Source organism: Bradyrhizobium sp. ISRA464 (genome assembly GCF_029910095.1).
GTDB lineage: Bacteria > Pseudomonadota > Alphaproteobacteria > Rhizobiales > Xanthobacteraceae > Bradyrhizobium.
In genome coordinates this window covers 4,601,451-4,625,386 of the sequence record NZ_CP094526.1, presented here as the reverse complement: position 1 = coordinate 4,625,386, position 23,936 = coordinate 4,601,451, and the positions used below count along the sequence as shown (strand labels likewise).

Below are 23,936 nucleotides of genomic sequence, written 5' to 3'. Positions count from 1 at the left end.
GATAAATCGAGGTTTCTTGCGGCGAGCCATGGTCATGCCGCAAAGTGATGTTCGGACACCCCCCTTACGCGAAGGGGCGGGAGCTTTGTCGATCGTGCGGGACGGAACATTCAGTCGGAAATCGCTGCTGGCGCTGCTTATCCTCGCGCCTGGTCTAGCCGGCTGTTCGAGTGCCTCCGACTTGCTGTCGCGCGACGCGAACTGGTTCTCGCGTCCCGGCCGGCTGTTCATTCGCAACATCTCGATCGATGCGCCGCCGCTGACGCCGGACAAGCCGGTCACCAACGACGATCTCGTGAGTGCCGACGGCGGATGTCCGGGCATGGGACCGCCGCCCGGCGCTGCCGACGCCAACGCGCTTGCAAATGGCGCCGCTGCGGCGCCGCCGCCTCAGCAGCCGACAGGTGGCAGCGTTGCGCTCGGCCACACCGAGTGTGACGTCGTGCGCGGCATCGGCGCGCCCGACAGCGTGAACCTCTCAAGCAGTCCGAGCGGCGACCGTGTCGCGGTCGTGACCTGGTTGCGCGGGCCGCGCGCCGGCATCTACACCTTCACGGCAGGGCGGCTGACCTCGGTCGAGCGTGCCCCGGAGCCCGCGCCTGAGCCGAAGGTCGCGAAGCCGAAGAAGAAGCCGAAAAAGCACGCGGCAACCTCGAACGGTTGAGTCACGATGTCCGGGTTTCCGTCAAACCGAGCGCTGCGACCCTTCGTTGCGACCTAGAGCAAGACGAGTTTGGACCGAATCGATTCGCCCCACGGGCTCGCTTCACCTCTCCCAAGGGAGAGGTGAAGCTCTGTCGCCGCTCCAGCGCAACCCAATCTCATCGCGCTTTAGCTCGCCGCCTCGTCATGTTCGGCGCTGGCTTCGAGCCATTCTTCCTCGGCGCGCTGCAGCGCGCTCTCGGCGCCGGCGCGGGCCATGGCGAGCTGCGCCGCCTGCTTGGGATCGCGGGTGAAGATGTCGGGCAGCGCGAGCGCGGTGTCGAGCTTGGCGATGATGCCGGTGATGCGCTCGATCTCGGCTTCTGCCTGCGCGATCCGCTGCTTCGGCGGCACGCGCCTTTCAGTCCTGCTGCGCTCGGGCCTTGCGGCCTCCCTGACGCGCTCGCGTGACGTCGGCCGGCCGTTGTTGGCCGCCAGGATCATCTTTCGATATTCGTCGAGATCACCGTCATACGCCGTAACGGTCTGGTTGGCGACGATCCACAATCGGTCGGCACAAGCCTCGATGAGATAGCGGTCGTGCGAGACCATCATGACGGCGCCGGGGAAGTCGTTGATCGCCTCCGCGAGCGCCGCGCGGCTGTCGATGTCGAGGTGGTTGGTCGGTTCGTCCAGGATGATCATGTTCGGGCCGAAGAAGGTCGCGAGCCCGAGCAGCAGCCGCGCCTTTTCACCTCCCGACAGGCTCTTCACCAGCGTGTCTCCGGCCTTGCCGGAAAAGCCGATCGCACCGACGCGGCCGCGCACCTTGCTCTCGGGCGCATCGGGCATCAGCCTGCGGATGTGGTCATAGGGCGAGGCGTCGAGATTGAGCTCATCGACCTGATGCTGGGCGAAGTAGCCGATCGACAATTTGTCCGCCCGAACGATCTTTCCTGAGAACGGCGCGAGCTTGCCCGCGAGCAGCTTGACCAGCGTCGACTTGCCGTTGCCGTTGGCGCCGAGCAGCGCAATGCGGTCGTCGGTATCGATACGCAGCGTCACGCGACTGAGGACAGGCTTGCCTGGCTCGTAGCCGACCGAGACGTCATCGACCGCGATGATTGGCGGCGACAACAACTTCTCCGGCACGGGGAAGGAGATCTCGTGCACATCCTGGGTCACGAGTGCCGTGACCGGCTTCATCCGCTCCAGCATCTTGACGCGTGACTGCGCCTGACGCGCCTTGGAGGCCTTGGCCTTGAAGCGGTCGACGAAGGCCTGCAGGCGCTTGCGCTCGTCGGCCTGCCGCTTGGCATGCTTGGCGTCGAGCAATTCGCGGGCTGCGCGCTGTTCCTCGAACGATGAATAGGTGCCCTTGTAGAGCGTCAGCTTGCCGTGATCGAGGTGCAGGATCTGGTCGACCGACGTGTCCAGCAGGTCGCGGTCGTGGCTGATCACGATCACCGTACGCGGATAGTTGGCGAGGTGATTCTCGAGCCACAGCGTGCCCTCGAGATCGAGATAGTTGGTCGGTTCGTCGAGCAGCAGCAGATCGGGCGCCGCGAACAGCGTTGCTGCCAGCGCGACGCGCATGCGCCAGCCGCCGGAAAACTCCGCGCAGGGCCGCGCCTGATCGGCTGTCGAGAAGCCGAGGCCGCCGAGAATCGCGGCGGCGCGGGCGGGAGCCGAATGGGCGTCGATATCGACGAGCCGCGTCTGGATCTCGGCGATCCGATGCGAATCGTGCGCCGTCTCCGCCTCGCGCAGCAGCGCGTCGCGCTCGAGATCAGCCTTCAGCACGACGCTGATCAGGCTTTCGGGCCCGTCGGGCGCCTCCTGCGCGAGGCTACCGATCCGCCAGCGCGGCGGAAGCGTGATGCTGCCGCTTTCGGTCGGGATGTCGCCGCGGATGGCGTGGAACAGCGTCGACTTGCCGACGCCGTTGCGGCCGACGAATCCAACACGGGCGCCGGGCACAACCTGCACGGAACTGTGATCAATCAACAGCCGTCCGGCGACCCGGATCGAGATGTCGGTAATGGAGAGCATGCAGCGTTGTCACCGGACCCGCTGCCAAACGCAACCCGTCAATCTGTAAAATCTGTCTGGGTGCGCTTTGGAAAACCTATTTAGGGCGTTTTGTCCGCCAGTAACGTCTGTTTTGTCCGCCCACTAACGTCTAATGATGGTCGTTCTCCCGTCGACGCAGCTCATCCATGAGCTGCTGCAAGCGAGACGAAAGTGAAGGCTCGGGACGCATGCTCTGCTGGAGCCGCTCACCTACGGCATCGCAGATGTAGCGGCAGGTCTTGTGATCGATTTGGTCGAGATCGCTGTTGGTCTGAGTCGGCGTCATGGCTTGTCTCGTAGCGAGTTCCACCTCGCAAGGTTCGAGTGATTTCCGTGCCATTACAAGTCGCGACTCGGAATTTTGTTTCCGGTAGTCCAATCCTTCTCGTCTTCACCTTGAGGTAGAGTCGTGGAACGACAGGTTCCCGCGGGCAAGAAAGGCCCCGGCGCAAAAGGCCGGGGCTGAACAAGTCAGGGGGAGGGTAGGTGGAGGTAGGTCAGGTCAATAGCAACGGTTGACCAGGCGCCAGCGGGGGCCCCAGGGGGTCGGCACCACGCGCCGCACATAGCAGCCGCCATAGCCGTACCCGTAATAGGCGGGACCGCCGACGACGACGCGCGGGCCCCACCAACCGCGGTGCCAGCCATGCCATCCTCCGTGCCAGCCGCCATGCCAGCCACCCCAGGCAGAGGCGGAGGTTGGGGCGAGCGCGGCCGCACCCAGCGAAATCGCGGCAACTGCAGCAAGCGAGAGTTTGCGCAACATGATCGTCTCCTCGAGGTTTGGGCGCGCACGAGGCGCCCGCGGTGACATCGTTTCCCGAGACGTCTTGTGAGGCTTGCGGATAGGCCCAAGGCGTCCGATCGGTGAGGAGCCTAGCGAGCCGGAGCTGAACGGCAGCGGCACGGCCGTGACAGATTGGGTTCACCTTTGTGAAATCGTCGTAATTTGGCCGGGGCGAAAGGCCTTGCCGGTGACGGTTGCCGGGCCGGCTTCGGGCACGAGAACGCGTCAAAACTAAAGGCTAACGCGTCACAGGGTCGCTTGCCGTGACTGCATCGCGCCGATATAAGCCCCGGCAACTCCCAACCACCCTTTGCAAGGACGAAATCATGGCGATTGAACGCACCTTTTCGATCATCAAGCCCGACGCCACCGAGCGCAACCTGACCGGTGCGGTCAATGCGGTGATCGAGAAGGCGGGCCTGCGGATCGTGGCGCAGAAGCGCATTCGCATGACCCGCGGCCAGGCCGAGACCTTCTACGCGGTCCACAAGGAGCGCCCGTTCTTCGGCGAGTTGGTCGACTTCATGACCTCCGGCCCGGTGGTGGTCCAGGTGTTGGAAGGCGAGGGCGCCATCCTTAAATATCGCGACGTGATGGGCGCGACCGATCCGTCGAAGGCCGCCGAGGGTACGATCCGCAAGCTCTATGCGAAGTCGATCGGCGAGAATTCGGTGCACGGTTCTGACGCGCCGGAGACCGCGGTGGTCGAGATCGCGCAGTTCTTCTCCGGCAACGAAATCGTCGGCTAACGCCGATCCGAAGACCAGGGCTGCGGTCCGCCGAAGAGACCGGGCCCGATTAAACTAGGGGAGCGGCGAGCGTTCGCCGCCGGGGGCGGCCGTGAGGCCGAAAAGGACGCGCTGTGGACTGGCTGTGGCAGATCTTTGATCCCGCGCATCTTGGTGCGTTTTTCACCGAGTTCAAGAACGAGATGGCGACGGCGACCTTCTGGGTCGCGGTCGGCAAGATCATCTGGATCAATGTGCTGCTGTCGGGCGACAACGCGCTCGTGATCGCGCTCGCCTGCCGCGGCCTGGCGCCGCGCCAGCGCCTGTGGGGCATGATCCTCGGCGCCGCGGCCGCGGTGCTGTTGCGCGTCATCTTCACCGGCATCGTCACCAGCCTGATGGGGCTGCCCTATCTGAAGCTCGTCGGCGGGCTGGCGCTGATCGTGATCGCGGCCAAGCTCCTGGTGCCGGAGCGGCAGGACGAAGACAGCGTGGATGCGGCCTCCCATCTATGGGCGGCGGTGCAGATCGTCGTCGTCGCCGACATCGTGATGAGCCTCGACAACGTGATCGCGGTGGCCGCGGCGGCCAATGGCAGCGTGCCGCTGCTGGTGCTGGGACTTGCGATCAGCGTTCCCCTGATCGTCGCCGGCGCCGCGCTAATCATGGCGCTGCTCAACAAGCTGCCGATCCTGATCTGGGCCGGTGCTGCGCTGCTCGGCTGGATCGCGGGCGACGTCATCGCGACCGATCCGGCCGTGCATCCGAGGCTGGATGCACTGTTCGCCGGACCGCTCGGCGCCAAGCTTGATTCCTGGCTGACCTCGGTCGGGATGGCGCCGCAGTTCGCCCATGGCGGCAGCGGCGGCGAGATCCTGCTTGCCGTGCTCGGCATTATCGTGGTGCTGATCGCCGGATCGATCTGGCGCCGGCAGGCGCTGCGGAGGGCCAAGCGTTCCGCAGAAGCCGCGTGACGGCGGCGATCGTCTAGAGCATGATCCGGAAAAGTGCGAAGCGGTTTTCCGAAAGGATCATGCTCAAACAAGCGGCTAAAGCGCGATGACGATTCAACCCAATCTCATCGCGCTTTAGCGCCTGACGATCGAGCCGGACCGCCCGACCAGTCGCGCCAACTGCCTGAAGCGGCTGCCGACCCGGTCGGCGACCAGATCGACCATCCGGTGCTCGAACACCAGCATCAGCTTGCGCCCCTCGGTCCGGAAATGAGTCGCCGGCAACACGCCCGTCCGCGCCGCCGTGATCAGATGCGCGACACGGAACGCCGCGCCGAGCAGGCGGGCGCGCTCGTCCATGGCCGGTGTCACCAGCTCGCGGATCTGCAGCGGCGGTTCGTTTTCCTCGCTGAGCCCGGCGTAGCGATAGAACACCGAGAGCGCGACGAAGGCGCGTCCCTGATGCGTGATCGAGCCGAAATTGCCGTTCATGATCAGGCTGAGGGTTTCCTCGCCGCGATGATCGGGGTGCACGCGCCAGCCGATGTCGGAGAGCAGGCAGGCGACGTGACGCAGCCGGCGATCCTCCTCCATCTCACGCAACTTCACCACGCGCACCAGGCGGTCGGTCCAGGCGGTCAGCTCCCGGGCGTGACGGGCCGAGCGTGACAGCAATTCGTTGAGGTCCTGCGCGGCGCAGGCGAGGCCGTCCTTGGCGCGCTCGGCCGGCGGCAGCATTTCGTACAGCAGGCCCTCGCGCACGCCGAAGGTCGAGAACACGATGGTCTTCGGCTGCGCGACGCGGATGATGTATTCGAGCACGAGTGCGGCATAGGTCAGCAGCGGCCGGCGTGCGTCGGCGACCGCCTCGATATTGGCCAGCATGTTGGTGGCCGCGAGCCGCCGCAGCCGCTGCGCGAAATCGAGCGCGTCGGCCGCCGGAATCGAATAGCCGTGCATCACCTTGAGCGGATAGCCGCTCTGGATGATGTGGATGCGCGCCAGCGCACGCCAGGTGCCGCCGACCGCGTAGAAGGTGCGGCCGCGGCCGGCCTTGAGCTGCGCGACGCCGAGCAGCTCGTTCTTGACGATGCGCTCGGCACGCTTGAGCGATTTATGCGAGAGGTCCTGCAACGCGAGGCTGCCAAGCGGCAGCGTGACGCCGCTGCGCACGCGATTGCCCCTCACGTCGATCAGTTCGAGCGAACCGCCGCCGAGATCGCCGACGATGCCGTTTGGATTGTGCACGCCGGAGACGACGCCGAGCGCCGACAGCTTTGCTTCGCGCGGCCCGGACAGAATTTCGATCTTTGCGCCGCAGATGCGTTCGGCCTTGGCGATGAAGTCAGAGCCGTTCTTGGCATCGCGGCAGGCCGCGGTTGCGATCGCGTAGACGCGGCCGACCTGCTGGATCTTGCACAGCGCGCGAAAGCGGCGAAGCGCGGTGAGTGCCTTGTTGACCGCATCGGTCGCGAGCAGGCCGGTGCTCTGCACCTCGCGGCCTAGCCCGCACAGAGCCTTCTCGTTGAAGATGGTGACGAGGCTGCGCGCCATCGCCTCGTAGACCACGAGACGAACAGAGTTCGAACCAATATCGATGACAGCGACGCTGGAAGCGCGCTTCCGCGGCCGCTTCACCGTGAAGCCCCCTTATGACGATGCCTGCTGACGTTCGTTACGACGCGTGAGCCGGCGCGGCGAAGATTCCTTGAGAGACTTACCACGGCCGGACAGACTCGGATTTGTCATGAAGTAGTTGTGCAGGTTGAAGGGCTCCTCGCCTTTCGCGGCCTTCATACGCGTTGACGATCCATCCGGCAACAATTGCCAGCTCTGCTCGGTGTCCTTCAGGTTTGCAACCATGATCTGTTCGAGAACCTGCTGATGCACCGTGGGATTTTGCAGCGGACAGAGAACCTCGACGCGACGGTCGAGGTTGCGCGGCATCATGTCTGCGGACGAGATATACACAGCAGCTTTTGTGCTCGGCAGGCCTTGCCCCATGCCGAAGCAGTAGATTCGGCCGTGTTCCAGGAACCGGCCGATCACCGACTTGACGCGGATGTTCTCCGACAATCCGGGCAGGCCGGGGCGCAGGCAGCAGATGCCGCGCACCACAAGCTCGATCGAGACGCCGGCCTGCGAGGCTTCGTACAGCGCGTCGATGATATCAGGATCGACCAGCGCATTCATCTTCATCCAGATCGCGCCGGGCCGTCCGTGACGGACGTGGGCGATCTCGTCGTGGATGTGCTCAATGATGCGCTTGCGCAGTGTCAGCGGCGACACCGCCATCTTCTCGATGTCGCTCGGTTCGGCATAGCCGGTGATGTAGTTGAATACGCGCGCGACGTCGCGGCCGATGATCGGGTCGGAGGTGAAGTAGGAGAGGTCGGTGTAGATGCGCGCGGTGACCGGATGATAGTTGCCGGTGCCGGTGTGCACATAGGTGGTGAGGCTGCCGGCCTCGCGGCGCACCACCATCGACAGCTTGGCGTGCGTCTTCAGCTCGATGAAGCCGTACACGACCTGCACGCCGGCGCGCTCGAGGTCGCGGGCCCAGCGGATGTTGGCTTCCTCGTCGAAGCGCGCCTTCAATTCGATCAACGCCGTCACCGACTTGCCCGCTTCGGCGGCTTCCGCGAGCGCGCGTACGATCGGTGAATTGTTCGAGGTGCGATAGAGCGTCTGCTTGATCGCGACGACGTCGGGATCGCGCGCTGCCTGCTGCAGGAACTGCACGACAACGTCGAACGATTCATAGGGGTGATGGACGATGAGGTCCTTCTGCCGGATGGCCGCGAAGATGTCGCCGCCATGATCGCGCACGCGCTCGGGATGGCGCGGGACGTAGGGCGGGAATTCAAGGTCGGGACGATCGAGGCGCGTGAGCTGCGAGAGCTCGTTCATCGCGAGCACGCCGTCGACCAGGAACACCTCGTCGTCGGACGCCGACAATGCGTGCTGCACGAAGCTGCGCAGCTCCTCCGGCATCTTGGCCTCGATCTCGAGCCGGATCACCGATCCGCGCCGGCGCCGCTTCAGCGCGGTCTCGAACACGCGGACCAGGTCTTCGGCCTCTTCCTCGATTTCCAGTTCTGAGTCGCGGATGATCCGGAACGCGCCCTGGCCCTTGACGGTGTAGCCGGGGAACAGACGGCCGATGAACAGGCCGGTGGCTTGTTCGAGCGTGATCAGGCGGGCCGGACCACCCTCCTTACTGGAGGGGAAGCGGATGAAGCGGTCGATCTTGCCCGGCATGCGGATCAGCGCATTCATCGGCTTGCCGTCGGAGATCCGCGACAGTTGCAGCGCGACGGTGAAACCGAGATTCGGAATGAACGGGAACGGGTGCGCCGGATCGATCGCCAACGGTGTCAGCAGCGGGAAGATGTTGTGGAGGAAGTGATCCTCGATCCAGGCCCGCTCGGACTTGGTGACGTCGCGCCCGTCGACGAGCTGGATGCCGACCTCGGACAGGATGGTGCGGAGGTCGCGCCAGATCGCCTGCTGGTCGGAGGCGAGCTGCGACACGTTCTTGTTGATCACAACGAGCTGCTCGGACGGGGTGAGGCCGTCAGGGCTGCGCTCCGGGATGCCTTCACGGACCTGCGCCTTGATGCCGGCGACGCGGACCATGAAGAACTCGTCAAGGTTATTGGCCGAAATCGACAGGAATCGAACCCGCTCCAGCACGGGATGACCTGTGTTGACCGACTCCTCGAGCACCCGGCGATTGAAATGCAGCCAGGAGAGCTCGCGATTGATGAATCGCTCGGGGCTGGTCGCAATCGCGGGGAGTGCGGCAACATCCGGCTCTTTGTCTTTGATTTCAATAGCTTGCGACGAGTCCATTAAATGTCGATCCAATCCGAAGCATCGGCCCTGAGCGGTCTAGCCGAGAGCCGCACCGACCATGTGATATTGCGATGACGTTTCGATGACATTGATGTTCCAGCCGCTTCCGCCGTCAAGCCGGGCGGCCCCGTTCAGGCATCGCGCAACAACTCCGCCGCCAGTGCCCGGGTGACCGGCCGGCCGAGCCGGAGCGCCTCGGTGTCCAACAGCTCGACCGCTTGCCGGACGGCGGCATAGGAGCGCTCGATCCGGGTGGTCAGGTAGCTCACGATCTGCTCGTCCACGGTCATCTGGCGGTCGGCGCAGAATTTCACGATCAGGCCGCGGAACAGCTGGTCGTCGGGCGGCAGCAGTGTCACCGTCGGCACCGCGCGGAGCCGCGAACGCAGGTCGCGCAGGTCGATCTCGAAGGCCGACGGCGGTACGCGGGCCGTCAGCAGCACGAAGGCATCATCCTGGCGCGCGAGATTCATCAGGTGGAACATCGCGCGCTCGTCGAAATCCGACGGCCTGAGGTCTTCAAGCACCAGCGCGCCGGTCACCAGCGCGCCGGGTACGGCATCCGCAGTGAGCGCGTGCGCCGAGGTCGAGCGTGCGCCGGCGTGCTCGGCCCAGATCGCGGCGAGGTGGCTCTTGCCGGAGCCCTCCGGCCCGACCAGCAGCATGATGCGGTTCGGCCAGTCCGGCCAGCGGTCGACGAGCGTCAACGCGGCTTCGTTGGCCGGCCCCTCAAGGAAGTCGTCACGCGTCAGTCTTTCCTCGTGCGGCAGCGCCAGGGCCAATTGACGAGGTTGAACGCTACCAGCCACACAAATCTCCAAACCAGGCTATCGGGCTTCGATCGTGCTCATGTGCCGCAGCCACTCCACGAGATAGAGGGACACCGAAACCAAAGTAAAGATCGTGACCAGCCCCATCAGGATCAGGTCGTAGGGGTGCGGCTGAAAGCCGAAGCCGAGCGAGGCCAGCACCAGCGCCGCGAACGCGACCTGCGCCACCGTGTTGAGCTTCGACACCATCAGCGGCTTCATCTCGACCGGCTTGTCGAACAACCATGACACAATCACGGCGGACACGATCATGATATCGCGCGACACGACGAGGATCACGAGCCAGCGCGGCACCGCGCCCCAGATTCCGAGCGAAACATAGATCGACACCAGCAACGCCTTGTCGGCGAGCGGATCGAGCAGGGCGCCAAGCTCGCTCGTCATGTTGAAGCGCTTGGCAAGAAACCCGTCGACCGCGTCCGAGACCCCGGCGATCACGAAGATCGCAAACGCGATCTCCATCTGGCTGGAGACGATGGCCCAGACGATCACCGGCACCAAGATGATGCGGCCGAGGGTAATGATGTTCGGAATGCTCAACTTGGTCGCTTCCCGGCTAGAAGCCTGATTTTACTCAATATCCGGCTCTTGGCAGCAACGGACCGATGTTATCTACATAGTATCGTGGCCGCATTGCCGCGAGCCATTGCACGGGGGCGGAATTCCTCGTAACCAGCCCCTGATCATCTGGAATTGGGCATGACCGAGCGCAAAAACGGGCTCACTTACGCGGATTCGGGCGTCGACATCGACGCCGGCAATCGTCTGGTCGATCTGATCAAGCCGATGGTGCGGGCGACCGCACGCCCAGGCGCGGATGCCGAGATCGGCGGCTTCGGCGGCTTGTTCGACCTCAAGGCCGCCGGCTTCAAGGATCCCGTCCTGGTGGCGGCGACCGACGGCGTCGGCACCAAGCTCAAGATCGCGATCGAAACCGGCATCCACGGCGGCATCGGCGTCGACCTGGTCGCGATGTCGGTGAACGACCTTGTCGTGCAGGGCGCGGAACCGCTGTTCTTTCTCGACTATTTCGCCTGCGGCAAGCTCGATCCGGAGGCCACCGCCGCGATCGTCGCCGGCATCGCCGAAGGCTGCCGGGAATCCGGCTGCGCCCTGATCGGCGGTGAGACCGCCGAGATGCCGGGCCTCTACAAGGACGGCGACTACGACCTCGGCGGCTTTGCCGTCGGCGCGGCCGAGCGCGGCACCTTGCTGCCGAGCGCCGATATCGCCGTGGGCGACGCGGTGATCGGCTTGGCCTCCTCGGGCGTGCACTCCAACGGCTATTCGCTGGTGCGCAAGATCGTCGAGCAATCCAGGGTTCCCTACGATGCGCCGGCGTCGTTCTCGCCGGTGATGACGCTGGGCGCGGCGCTGCTGACGCCGACGCGGCTTTACGTGAAATCCTGCCTGCGCGCGATCCGCGAGACCGGCGCGGTGAAGGGCCTCGCCCATATCACCGGCGGCGGCTTCACCGACAACATCCCGCGTGTGCTGCCCAAGCATCTCGGCGTTGGCATCGATCTGTCGCGGCTGCCGGTCCTGCCGGTGTTCAAATGGCTGGCGGAGCTGGGCGGCATCGCCGAGCTCGAGCTGCTGCGCACCTTCAACTGCGGCATCGGCATGATCGCGATCGTCAAGGCTGATGCGGTCGACCGGGTAACCGAGGTCTTCACCGCAAGCGGCGAGACCGTGGCTGTCCTCGGCGAGGTGATCGCGGCCAAGGACGAGCATCGCGTGGTCTACAGCGGTCATCTCGATCTCGCCCAATGAAGCGCCGCGTCGCCATTCTGATCTCCGGCCGCGGCTCCAACATGGCCGCGCTGATCGAGGCCGCCAGGGCACCGGACTTTCCGGCCGAGATCGTGGTCGTGATCTCCAACCGCGCCGACGCCGCCGGGCTTGAGAAGGCGTCCGCAGCCGGCATTCCGACCGCTATCGTCGAGAGCAAGCCGTTCGGCAAGGATCGCGCCGGCTTCGAGGCGGTGCTGCAACGGGCGCTCGACGAAAAGCAGGTCGAGCTGATCTGCCTCGGCGGCTTCATGCGGCTGTTTACTGCCGATTTCGCGCGGCGCTGGTATGGCCGGATGCTCAACATCCACCCCTCGCTGCTGCCGTGTTTCCCCGGCCTCGATCCGCACGGCCAGGCGTTGCGCGCGGGCGTCAAGCTTTCCGGTGCGACGGTGCATTTCGTGATCCCGGAGACCGACGCGGGTCCGATCGTGATGCAGGGCGCGGTCACCGTCGCCGATGACGATACGCCCGAGACGCTCGCCGCGCGCGTCATCACAATCGAGCATCGCATCTACCCCGAGGCGCTGCGGCTGTTGGCGAGCGGCCGGCTGGAGCTGGACGGGGACCGCTGCAAGACGCTGGGCAGCGCCGCGTCCGATCGCACGTTGATCGCGCCGATGGGGTGAGGCGCGTAAGCGCAAAAAAGAAATCCCCCGGGGTGATGCGGCCGGGGGAGGCATCAGGATTGGTTGCGCCGACGGCGCCGACGTTCAGTTGACCTTGAGATTTTCCGCCGACGTCTTGCCGCGGCTCTCCACCAGCTCGTACTCGATCGCCTGGTTCTCGTTGAGTGTGGTAAGGCCTGCGCGTTCGACCGCCGAGATGTGAACGAACACGTCCTTGTCTCCGACTGCCGGCTTGATGAACCCGTAACCCTTGGTCGGGTTGAACCACTTGACGGTACCCTTCGGCATCGCCTTTCTCCCAGTTTAGACATAAAAAAGACGCGGCCACGTTTCGCACGTGCCACGCCACAAACGGGCTTCCCGGTGTCTGTTCAATTCCCGAATCTTCAAGTCCGAAGTCTTGTCTCTCGAAGCCTTGGATCTCAACGTCGCGAAACGCACAGTCGAACGGCCGCAGTCCGATTGTGCAGGGATTGCAACATGAAAATCCTGAGTTAGCAAGCCTCCGGCGCGGGGCGACAGTTTCATGTGGCGCAACCGGAGCCTGTGGCCGCCGGAAACAATCTGTTGCATTCGGCCAATGGCCGACAGCCAGGGAACCGGACGACATCTCCGGGCACGGCGCGCGCTACCCCCGGTCGACCCGCACCACGCGGCCCTTGTCGATGGCGAGCGCGAGCTGGCCGTGCTTCAGCTTCAACGCGGCCTCGCCGAACAATTCGCGACGCCAGCCGTGCAGGGCGCCGACATCGGCATTGTCGCTGGCCGCGATCTGCTCGAGATCGTCGACGGTCGCGATCACCTTGCTCGCAACCGCGTGCCGCTCCGAGGTCATGCGCAGCAGCACCTTCAACAGCTCGACGGTGGCAGCGCCATTGGCATTGTTGCGCGGCTTTTCCAGCTTCGGCAGCGAGGCCTGGTCGCGCGCGAGCCCGCGCTGCACGGCGGCGATGATATCCGCGCCCCATTTCGAGCGCTCGAAGCCCTTCGGCAGCGAGCGCAGATTGGCGAGCTTCTCGAGCGACGTCGGCGCATGGGTTGCGATATCGCCGACCGCGTCGTCCTTCAGCACGCGCGAGCGCGGCACGTCGCGGCTCTGCGCTTCCTGTTCGCGCCAGGCCGCGACCTCGATCAGGACGGCGAGCTCGCGCGGCTTGCGCACGCGGGTCTTGAGCCGCTCCCAGGCACGCTCGGGGTGGAAGTCGTAGGTCTTCGGCGAGGTCAGAATCTCCATCTCCTCGCTGACCCAGTCGCTGCGGCCGCGCTTCTTCAGGTCGGCGTCGAGCGTCGCGAACACCTCGCGCAGATGGGTGACGTCGGAGACGGCATAGAGGACCTGCTCGTTGGTCAGCGGGCGGCGCGACCAGTCGGTGAAGCGGTGGGTCTTGTCGGGGCGGTGCCCGGTCACGCGGTCGACGAGCTGGTCGTAGGCGATGCTGTCGCCGTAGCCGAGCACCATGGCGGCAACCTGAGTGTCGAAGATCGGATGCGGAATGGTGCCGGAGAGGTGCCAGACGATCTCGATGTCCTGCCGCGCGGCGTGAAAGACCTTCAACACTGCCTCGTTCGACATCAGGTCGAAGAACGGTTTGAGGTCGATGCCCGGCGCCAGCGCGTCGATCACGACGGCTTCGTCCGCGCTCGCCATCTGCACGACGCAGAGCAGCGGGTAATAGGTGGTCTCTCGCAGGAACTCGGTATCGACGGTGATGACCTTGTGTTTGGCGAGGCGGTCGCAGACGGCCGCAAGTTCGGAGGTGGTGGTAATCAGATCCATGAAGTGTCCATGACGCTCAAGACACGCGTTCTGCCGAAAGGGCAGTCATGTCAAGGGTCTTGCTGGGACTTTGGCTCTGCATATGGGGCAGGACTGGGCCTTTTTCCATGCCTTTGCGGTCTCGCGGCACGGAATGCGCCCGAGGTTTGCTGTGTTTTCGCCCCCTCCGGGAGAGAGGGCGCAGGGAAAGCCGGGTGCCGATCGCACCCATGGGTCCCGTGCAAATGGAAAGCACGGGAGGTAGGACCACAGGTGAAACCGGAAACACTCCGGCTTTCCCTGCGCGATGGGCTACGGCTTATACGTGCTCTCCCCGGCGAGACTGGGCTTTGTTGTCACCGTCATCAGTGAGAGAGCTTGCTCTTGCTGATGAGACACCTGCCACTAGGGCGTCAGGCCTGCACGATTTCGCCGTCCGCCTCATGCGTGCTCGTCAGTCACGCGCTCGGCGTCCACCGCATCTCGACCCAACACTCGTGACGATCGCGAAGCGCCCCTCAGACAGGTGAGACGGGCTATTCATACACTGAGTTGCAATTCTGATAAACAGAAATATTTTTGCATGAGAGGCTTGCGCCGTCGAGACTGGGCAAGAATGGCAACTAAGGGGCTGGGGCGGCTCGGAAAGCACTGACGACGAGCGACAGCGAGATTTTGGCGCGGAAGGGCCGCAAAGCAAGCCGAATGGCGCGCAGAGTGGCCGCAAGGAGGTTTGCGCCGGCAATGCGCGTCTTTTCTGCAAGGTACGCGACGAAGCGGTCGAAGCCGAGAATGCTGAGCACGCGGGTGAAGTTGTAGCAAAGCGCCATCAGGCTCCATTCGCCGCGGACCTTGTCGAAGCCGCGCACGAGAAAGTGCTGATAGCCGGCGCGGCATTTGAGTGTTCCGAAAGGGTGCTCGACGATGGCGGAACGGCGGCGCATCAATGTGGCAGCCTCGGCGCTTTGCATCCTCATGCGGTGACGTTCGAGAACGTCCTCGTGTTCCCAGCGCGCGATGCTCCGGTAAGGCGCCTTCGGGGCAAGACACCGCGCGCTCAGGGGACATGCTGCGCAGGCCGCCTTGCGCGCCAGGTAGCGGATCTCGATGCGGCCGCTCGTGTTCGTCCAGCGCCCTTCCGTCGGGCGCAGCAGCTCGCCGGCCGGGCAACGGTAGGCATCGGCGTTCGCATCGTAACTGAAGTCCTTGCGGCTGAGGCGGCCTTCCTTGAGCTTGCCATTGCCCTCGTGCAGCGGCACATAGGCAACAATGCCGTCATCCTCGCAGGCCTTCAGGTCCTCGCTGGTGGAATAGCCGGCATCGGCCGCCACCTGCAGAGTCTCGACGTCGAGGGCCTCTTTTGCCGCCTTTGCCATCTCATGAAGATGGCCCGCGTCGTTGCGGTTGACGACCTCGCTGGCAACGATGAGCGTGTGCTTGTCGTCAACGACGCTCTGCACGTTGTAACCCGCAATGGTCTGGTCGCCCTTGCTCAGAAGCCTTGCGTCGGGATCGGTCTTCGAGAGTTGCCCCTTGTCGCTTGTCTCCAGGTTCTTGAGGTCGGCTTGCGCGCGCTCGCGCCGGGCCATCAGCTCCTTCACCTTCTCGCCGACATCGCCGCTGCCCTTGCTGCCATCTCCCGGACCGGCACATCGCTTGGCTTCCTCGGCATCGTTGGCTTCAAGGGCCTTGCCATAAGCCTCGATCTCCTTGTCCAACGCGGCGATCTGTTTGGCCAGCTTCCCTTGCGTGAAGATGCTGCCCTTGCTGGCGTTACCATGGAATAGCGCCCCGTCGATCGCAACGAAGGTCCCACCGATCAGGCCGAGGTCGCGCAGGAGCAGCACGAAACTGCGGTTCGCGGCCTTGAGCGCCGCCCAGTTCTCCTTGCGGAAGTTGGCGATCGTCCGATAGCCCGGCTTCATGTTCTTCAACAGCCAGATCAGCTCCAGATTGCGGCAGGCCTCCCGCTCCAACCGCCGCGACGACCTGATCTGGTTGATGTAGCCGTAAAGGTAGAGCTTCAGCAGATCGGCCGGATCGTAGGGCGGCTGCCCCACTTCGTCCGCGGCACGATCCGCATGGCGGAAGCCGAGCTTTGAAAGGTCGAGCGCGCCAACGAAACTGTCGATCGCCCGCACCGGATTCTGCTGTCCGACATAGTCCTCAATCCGGGGAGGAAGAAGACTGGGTTGCTCCCGGCTGTCGCCGGCCTTGAACGTCCGATTCGCCATGCGCCGAATCGTACATCAACTCCAAAAAATGCCGAGTTCTTGCCCAGCCTCGTCGGGCAAATCAGTGATTGGCGATCTGCATCGTCACCTCGCCACGGCGAGATAGAGGCTGAGCGTGACGACCGACACGATGGTGGACGCGAGGATGACGTTGGAAGTCATGCTCGCCTCGCGCCGGTAGAACTCCGCCAGCATGAAGGGACCCGTTCCCGTGGGAAGGGCGGCGAGAAGCACGGCGGTGTGCGTGAGCAGCGGCGACAGGCCGAACACCAGCGTCGCCATCACCCAGGTGACGGCCGGTTGCAGCACGAGCTTGAAGCCGACGAGCAGGGCCGCCGACCCGATGTCCTGTTCGGTCGCGTCGCGCTTCGCTGCGAGAAACAGTCCGAGCGCGACGAGCGCGCAGGGCGAGGCCGCGCCGCCGAGCAGCTTCAGGAAATTCTCCGCGGGGCCGGGGACGTTCAGGCCGGCGAGCGGAATGATCGCACCCAGCGCGGGCGCCACCAGCAGCGGATTGAGCAGCAGCGAACGGCCCACCTTGATGATGACGTGCCTGCGGCGCTTCTCGGTTTGCAGGCCGGTTTCGATCAGCACAATCGCGCTCGCAAACAGCATGCAGACCGTGATGATCGTGGCGATCAGGGTTGGAGCCAGCGCCTCGCGGCCAAGCGCCGCCACGGCCAGGGGAAAGCCGACAAACCCGGTGTTCGCGTAGCCCGCGTTGAGGCCGTCGATGGCGGCATCGACCAGTTGCCGGCGGCCGCGCCAGCGCACGGCAATCGTCAGGCAGAACACCAGCGCCGCCCCGATGCCGAAGGCTGCGATGAAGCTCGGCTGCCAGACGTCGGCCCATTGGGCATGGGCGATGACGTCGAAGAGCAACGTGGGCAGGGCGAGGTAGACCACGAACCGGTTCAATTCCCCCGACGCGTGGAGCCCGACCACGCCGGTGCGGCGGGCGACCCATCCGGCGAAAATCAGCGAGAAAATGGGGAGGATGGCGGTGAGGGTGGAGAACACGGGGAGAGCCTGACTGGAAGGATGCGCATTAGCTCTACGCGGCGGCTCTGTTATCATCCAATACTGATTGCTGTACCCGTTCATACCTTTTCGGTATCGATGATCGACATCAGGCAAATGCGCTACTTCGTGGCGCTCGCTGAAACCCTGCACTTCGGCCGGGCGGCGGAGCGGCTGCACATCAGCCAGCCGCCCCTGAGCCGCCAGATCGCCGCGCTGGAGAAGGAGCTCGGCGTTCGCCTGTTCGAGCGCCAGTCGCGGCGCGCGACGCTGACCCATGCCGGCCGTCGCTTCCTCGAAGACTCCCGCGCGGTGCTGATGAGCTTCGATCAGGCCTGCCGCAACGCGCGCCTCGCCGCAGGCGGCGAACTGGGCGAGCTTTCGATCGGGTTCATGATGCACGCCGCCTATACGAGCCTGCCGAACCTGGCGCGGCGCTACATGGCCGATTACCCCGAGGTGCACGTCGAATTGCGCGAGGTGGTGCCCGGCGCACTCGCCGACGCGGTGCTGACCGGGCGGTTCGACGCCGCCATCATGTTCAATCCCGGTCCCATCAAGGGCCTCGAGACGCATATCATCCATCGCGAGCGATTGTGCCTGGCGCTGCATCCGGATCATCCGCTCGCCGCTCGTGATCTGGTTCGCGCCCAACAGCTCAAGGGCGAGCCGTTGATTGCGACCCCGACCGCGGCGGCCCCGATGCTGCGCGAGGCGATCGTCCGCTACTGCCGTTCCGGCGGGTTCGAACCGAATGTCCGGCTCGAGGTAGAGCTGCAGCAGACCATCGTGAACCTGGTGGCCGAGAATCTCGGCATCGCGCTGGTGCCGGAATCGATGGGAAAGCTTGGCATCGCTAATTTGGTCCAGCGCGATCTGGACAACGCGCCCGCGATCGAGCACGTGATCGCCTGGCGGCCGGGCAATCTCAACCCGGCGCTTCGGCCATTCCTCGCGGCAGCGCGTGCCGCTCCGGAATAGCGGGCGAGACGGGCAAGGCTGAGGTGCCGAAACAGGGGTGCTGGCGTCGCGTGCGACGCGCCGGCCGTGCCACGCCGAAATAGAAATAAATGCGGGCGGGCCCTTCCGACGAGGATGCTAATGGCATGCGCTCACGCGAGCAGCCGTCGATGCGATCTCCGGTGGTGCAGCGACGGGCCGCTCACTCGTAGCGTATGTTCTTCGACGGCCGTCGTGCCGCGGGCATCGCCAGCACGACGAGGCAGAGCGCGATCATCGCCATTCCGATGAATTCAAAGGCAAACGCGTCCACGGCTCATTCTCCCCCATCACCAATCGTTAGACTTGTTGGGGGAGCGTTGACGACTTGTTAAACCGTATGGTTACCGCGCGTGGGTGCGAGGCATGGTAGAAGGTGAGTTAATGCATCACGAGATGCCTCTTCGCGGAATCTCGGAGGCACTTGCAAGTGCCTCCGATTGGAAGTCCCAGCCGAGGAGTGATCGATCATGCCGCCAGGGCGTCCTGGTTGATCTCGCCCTTGGCCAGCGTCGTCAGCAGTGCGTCGGCGTGGCGTTCTTCCTCAAGGCTGTCGTGCAGCAAGCGCTGGTCGTCCCGCAGGTCAAGCTGGCCCGCGAGCGCAGCCGCGCTGCCATAGGCCGCGATCTCGTAATGCTCGAGCCTCTGCGCCGACGCGATCAGCGCGGCATCGCGCAGATTGTCGTCGGGCAATATCGAGACCATCTTGGCGGTCTCACCGATCAGGGCCTGCATGGCCTGGTCGGTGTGCAGGTCAGGATCGGCGCCATGCGTCCTCAGAAGCGATTTCAGCCGCTCGCCCTGTACGATGGTTTCGCGGTGATGGCTGCCAAACGCATCCTTCAGCGACGGATGCGACGCAACCTCCGCCATACGCGGCAAGGCTGCGGCGAGCTGGCTCTCGACGCTGACCAGTTCCTGCAGTTCGGCGATGTACATGTCCTTGAAGGTCGTGATCTTCATGCTGGGCACCTTTCTCGTCTTGGCGCGAGAGCGTCAACTCGACGCGCCGTTCGCTGGATCAGGATCTATCGCTCGATCGTGCCGGTCCGGCGGATCTTCTTCTGCAACAGCATGATGCCGTAGAGCAGTGCCTCCGCGGTGGGCGGACAGCCAGGCACATAGATGTCCACCGGGACGATGCGGTCGCAGCCGCGCACGACCGAGTAGGAATAGTGATAGTAGCCGCCGCCATTGGCGCAGGAGCCCATCGAGATGACGTAGCGCGGCTCCGGCATCTGGTCGTAGACCCTGCGCAGGGCGGGGGCCATCTTGTTGCATAGTGTTCCCGAGACGATCATGACGTCCGACTGGCGCGGCGAGGCGCGCGGTGCCGCGCCGAAGCGTTCCACGTCGTAGCGCGGCATCGACACCTGCATCTGCTCGATCGCACAGCAGGCAAGTCCGAAGGTCATCCACATCAGGGATCCCGATCGCGCCCAGGTCACGAGGTCGTCGAACGGGGCGACGAAAAAGCCGCGGTCACCAAGCTCATTGCTCCGCTCGTCGAACCACGTCCGGGTCAACGTCATCGTCATTGCGGTTCCTCCATTCTCACGCGGTGTGACCGCCGGAACCGGAATCGATCGGCGTCTTCTTCGCCCGTTGTGGCGTCATCTTCGCCGGGTCCGGTTGTCCGGGCACGCCGCGCGGCCCGAGTTGCTGCCGCTGCAGGTCGTCCTCCGAGAGCGCCGGCTCGACACCGTTTGGATTGCTGCGCTCGATCGCGGCTTTGCGGCTCTGTTCGCGCTCGTCCATCCTGGCTCTCCGTCATCGAGGCGGGACGGAACCTCGCGGCCACGCGTCCCGCGATGTCCGGCCAACGATTAGCGCCGGAAATCGTTGCTAAAAATTCGAGGCCGCGCGGCTGACAGCGCCAATGCCCGCCGCTCCGGTGAAACTCACGCCACGAGCTTCGGCAGGGCCACGGTCCACCGCGATGCGAACCTTCAGTGCGTAGAACCTTCAGGAGAGGCGGCGGATCACGCTGACGCTAATCCTACTGCGTCACAAACGTCGCAACCCTCATGGTGAGGAGCGCGGAACGCGCGTCTCTGGACGATGCTCCGCATCGCCAGGCGAACCATGAGGCCCCATCTGTGGCCTACATCCTTCGAGACGCGCGCTTCGCGGTCTCCTCAGGATGAGGAGATACAACATTTATGACGCAGTAAGACTAATCCGCCCTGCGAAGCTGGAGCCTCACGTCCCGCAGAACGTCTGCGTCACGCGCTGCTCGGGCAGCGGTGGGTCGGCATAGGCCGCATACTGCGGCTGATCCTGATACGGCTTCGCCAGTACCGTCAGCAATTCCTCGAACGGCGCGTAATCATCCTCGTTGACCGCGGCCGCGATCGCTGCCTCGATGCGATGGTTGCGCGGGATGAAGGCGGGATTGACCGCGTGCATCGCGGCCTTGCGCTCGGCTGCGGTCTGCGGCTCCAGCGCCAGGCGCGCGCGCCAGCGCCCGGCCCATTCGTCGAAGGCGGCAGGATCGGTGAACTGCGCGCGGACGTCGTCGGCCGCGGCTTCGCCGAGCTGGCGGAAGGTCAGCGTGAAGTCGGCCTCGTTCTTCGCCATGGCGTCGAGCAGGTCCTGGATCAGCGCCTCGTCGCCGTCGCGCGCGGTGAAGAGGCCGACCTTCCGGCGCAGGCCGGAATTATAGGCCGCGGTGAACTTCTCCGGGAATTCGCCGAGGATCGCCTGCGCCTGTTCGATTGCCTTGTCCGTGTCGTCGGAGAATAGCGGCAGCAGGCATTCGGCGAGCCGGGTCAGATTCCACAAGCCGATCCGCGGCTGGTTGGCATAGGCGTAGCGGCCCATCTCGTCGATCGAGGAAAACACCTGCGCCGGGTTGTAGGCATCGAGGAAGGCGCAGGGGCCATAGTCGATGGTCTCGCCCGAGATCGAGGTGTTGTCGGTGTTCATCACGCCGTGGATGAAGCCGATCAGAAGCCAGCGCGCGACGAGGTCGGCCTGCCGCGCCATGACGCCGGCGAGCAGGTCGTGATAGGGGCGCTCGGCGCTCTTCAGCTCCGGATAGTGCCTGGCGATGACGTGGTCGGCGAGCGCGCGCACGCCGTCGGTATCGCCGCGGGCGGCGAAGAACTGGAAGGTGCCGACGCGGATATGGCTCGCCGCGATGCGGGTCAGCACCGCGCCCGGTAGCGCGGTCTCGCGCATGACAGGCTCGCCGGTGACGACGGCGGCGAGCGAGCGGGTGGTCGGGATGCCCAAAGCGAACATCGCCTCGCTGACGATGTATTCGCGCAGCACCGGACCGAGCGCGGCGCGGCCGTCGCCGCGGCGGGAGAACGGAGTCGGGCCAGATCCCTTGAGCTGGATGTCGCGGCGGACGCCGTCCCTGTCGATGACCTCGCCGAGCAGGATGGCGCGGCCGTCGCCGAGCTGGGGCACGAACTGCCCGAACTGGTGGCCGGCATAGGCCATCGCGATCGGATCCGCCCCGTCGGGCAGGCGCTTGCCTGCGAGGATTTCGGCGCCCTCGGGCGTCGATAGCAGGTCCGGATCCAGCCCGAGCTGGACGGCGAGCGGCCGGTTCAGCTTGATCAGGCGGGGGGCGGCGACCGGGGTCGGCGCGACCCGGGCGAAGAAGTTCGCCGGGAGCGCCGAATAGGTGTTCTGGAACGGGAAATGGACGGTCATGTCCAAAAGATAGGCCGGCTGGGCGAATAGGTAAACGCCTGCTGCCAGGCGGGGTCAAAATGTGCGGTTTCGGCCCGAAACCGGGCGTTCCCTTGGTTGCCGCACCCGGCCGCCTCAGGTAAACCCTGCGCAACTTCGGCACCGGCCCTCGAGGCCCTGCCGATTCGTTTCCTCCGACATCAGTTTTTGGGACTAAAATGCATCGCTACCGGTCACACACATGCGGCGCGCTCCGAGAGGGCGATATCGACCAGACGGTCCGGCTCTCGGGCTGGGTCCACCGGGTCCGCGACCATGGCGGCGTGCTGTTCGTCGACCTGCGCGACCATTACGGCATCACCCAGTGCGTGGCCGACCCGGACTCGCCGGCGTTCGCCGAGGTCGAGAAGTTCCGTTCCGAGTGGGTGGTGCGGATCGACGGCAAGGTGCGCCGCCGCCCGGCCGGTACCGACAATCCCGAACTGCCGACCGGCATGGTCGAGATCTACATCAGGGAGATCGAGGTGCTGGGTCCCGCGGCCGAGCTGCCTCTGCCGGTGTTCGGCGAGCAGGAATATCCCGAGGACATAAGGCTTAAGTACCGCTTCCTCGACCTGCGTCGCGAGAAGCTGCATCAGAACATCATGACCCGCGGCGCGATCGTCGATTCCATGCGCAAGCGAATGAAGGAGCAGGGCTTCTTCGAATTCCAGACCCCGATCCTGACGGCGTCGTCGCCGGAAGGCGCGCGCGACTTCCTGGTGCCGTCGCGCATCCATCCCGGCAAGTTCTATGCGCTGCCGCAGGCGCCGCAGCAGTACAAGCAGCTCTTGATGATGTCGGGCTTCGACCGCTACTTCCAGATCGCGCCGTGCTTCCGCGACGAGGACCCGCGCGCCGACCGCCTGCCGGGCGAGTTCTATCAGCTCGACGTCGAGATGAGCTTCGTCACCCAGGATGACGTGTTCGCGGCGATGGAGCCGGTGATAACAGGCGTGTTCGAGGATTTTGCCAAGGGCAAGCCGGTCACGAAGAACTGGCCGCGGATTCCGTTTGCGGAGGCCGTGCGCAAATACGGCTCCGACAAGCCCGACCTGCGCAACAAGATCATCATGCAGGAGGTCTCCGAGCACTTCCGCGGCTCCGGCTTCAAGGTGTTCGCGCGGATGCTGGAAGACCCGAAGAACCAGGTCTGGGCGATTCCGGGCGTGGGTGGCGGCAGCCGCGCGTTCTGCGACCGCATGAACTCGTGGGCGCAGGGCGAAGGCCAGCCTGGCCTCGGTTACATCATGTGGCGCGAGGGCGGCGAGGGTGCAGGCCCGCTTGCCAACAACATTGGTCCGGAGCGGACGGCCGCGATCCGCGAGCAGCTTGGGCTGAAGGAAGGCGATGCCGCGTTCTTCGTTGCCGGCGATCCCGAGAAGTTCTGGAAGTTCGCAGGGCTCGCCCGCACGAAGCTTGGCGAGGAGTTGAACCAGATCGACAAGGACCGCTTCGAGCTCGCCTGGATCGTCGACTTCCCGATGTACGAGTACGACGAGGAGAACAAGAAGATCGACTTCTCGCACAACCCGTTCTCGATGCCGCAGGGCGGCCTCGACGCGCTGAAGACGCAGGATCCGCTGACGATCAAGGCGTTCCAGTATGACATCGCCTGTAACGGCTACGAGATCGCCTCCGGCGGTATCCGCAACCACAAGCCGGAAGCGATGGTGAAGGCGTTTGAGATCGCGGGCTATGGCGAGCAGGAAGTGATCGACCGCTTCGGCGGAATGTACCGTGCCTTCCAGTACGGTGCGCCGCCGCATGGCGGCATGGCGGCCGGTCTCGACCGTATCGTGATGCTGTTGTGCGGCACCACGAACCTGCGCGAGATCTCGCTCTTCCCGATGAACCAGCAGGCCATGGACCTGCTGATGGGCGCGCCGTCGGAAGCCACGCCGAAGCAGTTGCGCGAGCTTCACATCCGCACCAATCTGCCGCAGAAATGA

At 64.7% G+C, this 23,936-nt stretch carries 21 protein-coding genes and 1 pseudogene; 7 read left to right on the top strand and 15 right to left on the bottom strand.

Features of this window, described 5'->3' with window-relative positions:
* The first annotated feature begins 139 nt into the window (after positions 1 to 139).
* Positions 140 to 664 (top strand): hypothetical protein, encoded by a 525-nt coding sequence (locus MTX19_RS21805; RefSeq protein WP_280978124.1) that lies wholly within the window; start codon positions 140 to 142, stop codon positions 662 to 664.
* Between the two features lie 167 nt (positions 665 to 831).
* Here MTX19_RS21805 and MTX19_RS21800 read toward each other — a convergent pair whose 3' ends face one another.
* The 3 genes from MTX19_RS21800 to MTX19_RS21790 all read right to left on the bottom strand — a co-directional run bounded on the left by MTX19_RS21800 (position 832) and on the right by MTX19_RS21790 (position 3,481).
* The gene (locus tag MTX19_RS21800) at positions 832 to 2,694 is read right to left on the bottom strand and encodes an ABC-F family ATP-binding cassette domain-containing protein (protein WP_280979236.1); all 1,863 of its coding nucleotides are present in this window, start codon (positions 2,692 to 2,694) and stop codon (positions 832 to 834) included.
* A 130-nt stretch (positions 2,695 to 2,824) separates the two neighbouring features.
* Positions 2,825 to 3,001, bottom strand: a complete 177-nt coding sequence (locus MTX19_RS21795) for a hypothetical protein (protein WP_280971929.1) — start codon at positions 2,999 to 3,001, stop codon at positions 2,825 to 2,827.
* Between the two features lie 216 nt (positions 3,002 to 3,217).
* Entirely contained in the window at positions 3,218 to 3,481 is a 264-nt protein-coding gene (locus tag MTX19_RS21790; RefSeq protein ID WP_280979235.1) for a sulfur globule protein precursor, read from the bottom strand.
* A gap of 347 nt (positions 3,482 to 3,828) precedes the next feature.
* On the opposite strand from MTX19_RS21790, the gene ndk reads away from it, so the two are divergent.
* Positions 3,829 to 4,251, top strand: coding sequence for a nucleoside-diphosphate kinase (ndk, locus tag MTX19_RS21785; protein ID WP_280979234.1), 423 nt, complete (start codon positions 3,829 to 3,831; stop codon positions 4,249 to 4,251).
* 113 nt (positions 4,252 to 4,364) lie between these two features.
* The gene (locus MTX19_RS21780; RefSeq protein ID WP_280979233.1) at positions 4,365 to 5,204 is read left to right on the top strand and encodes a TerC family protein; all 840 of its coding nucleotides are present in this window, start codon (positions 4,365 to 4,367) and stop codon (positions 5,202 to 5,204) included.
* A 114-nt stretch (positions 5,205 to 5,318) separates the two neighbouring features.
* On the opposite strand, the gene ppx is transcribed toward MTX19_RS21780, so the two are convergent.
* From ppx to MTX19_RS21760, 4 genes are all read right to left on the bottom strand, one after another.
* Positions 5,319 to 6,821, bottom strand: a complete 1,503-nt coding sequence (gene ppx, locus MTX19_RS21775; RefSeq protein ID WP_280985463.1) for an exopolyphosphatase — start codon at positions 6,819 to 6,821, stop codon at positions 5,319 to 5,321.
* Positions 6,822 to 6,833: 12 nt separating this feature from the next.
* Positions 6,834 to 9,038 carry an RNA degradosome polyphosphate kinase gene (locus tag MTX19_RS21770; RefSeq protein ID WP_280971924.1) on the bottom strand — a complete coding sequence of 735 codons (2,205 nt, stop codon included), beginning with the start codon at positions 9,036 to 9,038 and terminating at the stop codon, positions 6,834 to 6,836.
* Positions 9,039 to 9,172: 134 nt separating this feature from the next.
* The gene (locus MTX19_RS21765; RefSeq protein ID WP_280979230.1) at positions 9,173 to 9,850 is read right to left on the bottom strand and encodes a DnaA/Hda family protein; all 678 of its coding nucleotides are present in this window, start codon (positions 9,848 to 9,850) and stop codon (positions 9,173 to 9,175) included.
* 18 nt (positions 9,851 to 9,868) lie between these two features.
* Positions 9,869 to 10,411, bottom strand: a complete 543-nt coding sequence (locus MTX19_RS21760) for a CDP-alcohol phosphatidyltransferase family protein (protein WP_280971922.1) — start codon at positions 10,409 to 10,411, stop codon at positions 9,869 to 9,871.
* 159 nt (positions 10,412 to 10,570) lie between these two features.
* On the opposite strand from MTX19_RS21760, the gene purM reads away from it, so the two are divergent.
* Together purM and purN are read left to right on the top strand one after the other, a co-directional pair.
* Positions 10,571 to 11,644, top strand: a complete 1,074-nt coding sequence (purM, locus tag MTX19_RS21755) for a phosphoribosylformylglycinamidine cyclo-ligase (RefSeq protein ID WP_280979229.1) — start codon at positions 10,571 to 10,573, stop codon at positions 11,642 to 11,644.
* Positions 11,641 to 12,291, top strand: coding sequence for a phosphoribosylglycinamide formyltransferase (gene purN / locus MTX19_RS21750; RefSeq protein WP_280979228.1), 651 nt, complete (start codon positions 11,641 to 11,643; stop codon positions 12,289 to 12,291). Before purM ends, purN begins: the two co-directional genes overlap by 4 nt.
* 84 nt (positions 12,292 to 12,375) lie before the next feature.
* Here purN and MTX19_RS21745 read toward each other — a convergent pair whose 3' ends face one another.
* From MTX19_RS21745 to MTX19_RS21730, 4 genes are all read right to left on the bottom strand, one after another.
* Complete coding sequence (locus MTX19_RS21745; protein WP_280971919.1) at positions 12,376 to 12,579, bottom strand: cold-shock protein; 204 nt, start codon at positions 12,577 to 12,579, stop codon at positions 12,376 to 12,378.
* 340 nt (positions 12,580 to 12,919) lie between these two features.
* Positions 12,920 to 14,068, bottom strand: a complete 1,149-nt coding sequence (rnd, locus tag MTX19_RS21740) for a ribonuclease D (protein WP_280979227.1) — start codon at positions 14,066 to 14,068, stop codon at positions 12,920 to 12,922.
* 602 nt (positions 14,069 to 14,670) lie between these two features.
* Entirely contained in the window at positions 14,671 to 16,281 is a 1,611-nt protein-coding gene (locus tag MTX19_RS21735; protein WP_280978673.1) for an IS1182 family transposase, read from the bottom strand.
* An 84-nt stretch (positions 16,282 to 16,365) separates the two neighbouring features.
* Positions 16,366 to 17,301, bottom strand: a complete 936-nt coding sequence (locus MTX19_RS21730) for an AEC family transporter (RefSeq protein ID WP_280979226.1) — start codon at positions 17,299 to 17,301, stop codon at positions 16,366 to 16,368.
* A 117-nt stretch (positions 17,302 to 17,418) separates the two neighbouring features.
* Between MTX19_RS21730 and MTX19_RS21725 the strand changes: the two genes are divergently transcribed.
* On the top strand, positions 17,419 to 18,282 hold the full coding sequence (locus MTX19_RS21725) for a LysR substrate-binding domain-containing protein (protein WP_280979225.1): 864 nt from the start codon (positions 17,419 to 17,421) through the stop codon (positions 18,280 to 18,282).
* 486 nt (positions 18,283 to 18,768) lie between these two features.
* Here MTX19_RS21725 and MTX19_RS21720 read toward each other — a convergent pair whose 3' ends face one another.
* From MTX19_RS21720 to MTX19_RS21705, 4 genes and pseudogenes are all read right to left on the bottom strand, one after another.
* Positions 18,769 to 19,263 (bottom strand): DUF892 family protein, encoded by a 495-nt coding sequence (locus tag MTX19_RS21720; protein ID WP_280979224.1) that lies wholly within the window; start codon positions 19,261 to 19,263, stop codon positions 18,769 to 18,771.
* A 65-nt stretch (positions 19,264 to 19,328) separates the two neighbouring features.
* Positions 19,329 to 19,796 (bottom strand): annotated as a pseudogene (locus tag MTX19_RS21715) (NADH-quinone oxidoreductase subunit B family protein); the annotation flags it as partial.
* 58 nt (positions 19,797 to 19,854) lie between these two features.
* Positions 19,855 to 20,058 (bottom strand): hypothetical protein, encoded by a 204-nt coding sequence (locus MTX19_RS21710; RefSeq protein WP_280979223.1) that lies wholly within the window; start codon positions 20,056 to 20,058, stop codon positions 19,855 to 19,857.
* Between the two features lie 444 nt (positions 20,059 to 20,502).
* Positions 20,503 to 21,966, bottom strand: a complete 1,464-nt coding sequence (locus MTX19_RS21705; protein ID WP_280979222.1) for a protein adenylyltransferase SelO — start codon at positions 21,964 to 21,966, stop codon at positions 20,503 to 20,505.
* 197 nt (positions 21,967 to 22,163) lie between these two features.
* On the opposite strand from MTX19_RS21705, the gene aspS reads away from it, so the two are divergent.
* A complete protein-coding gene (gene aspS / locus MTX19_RS21700) occupies positions 22,164 to 23,936 on the top strand; it encodes an aspartate--tRNA ligase (protein WP_280979221.1) in 1,773 nt (590 codons plus the stop codon).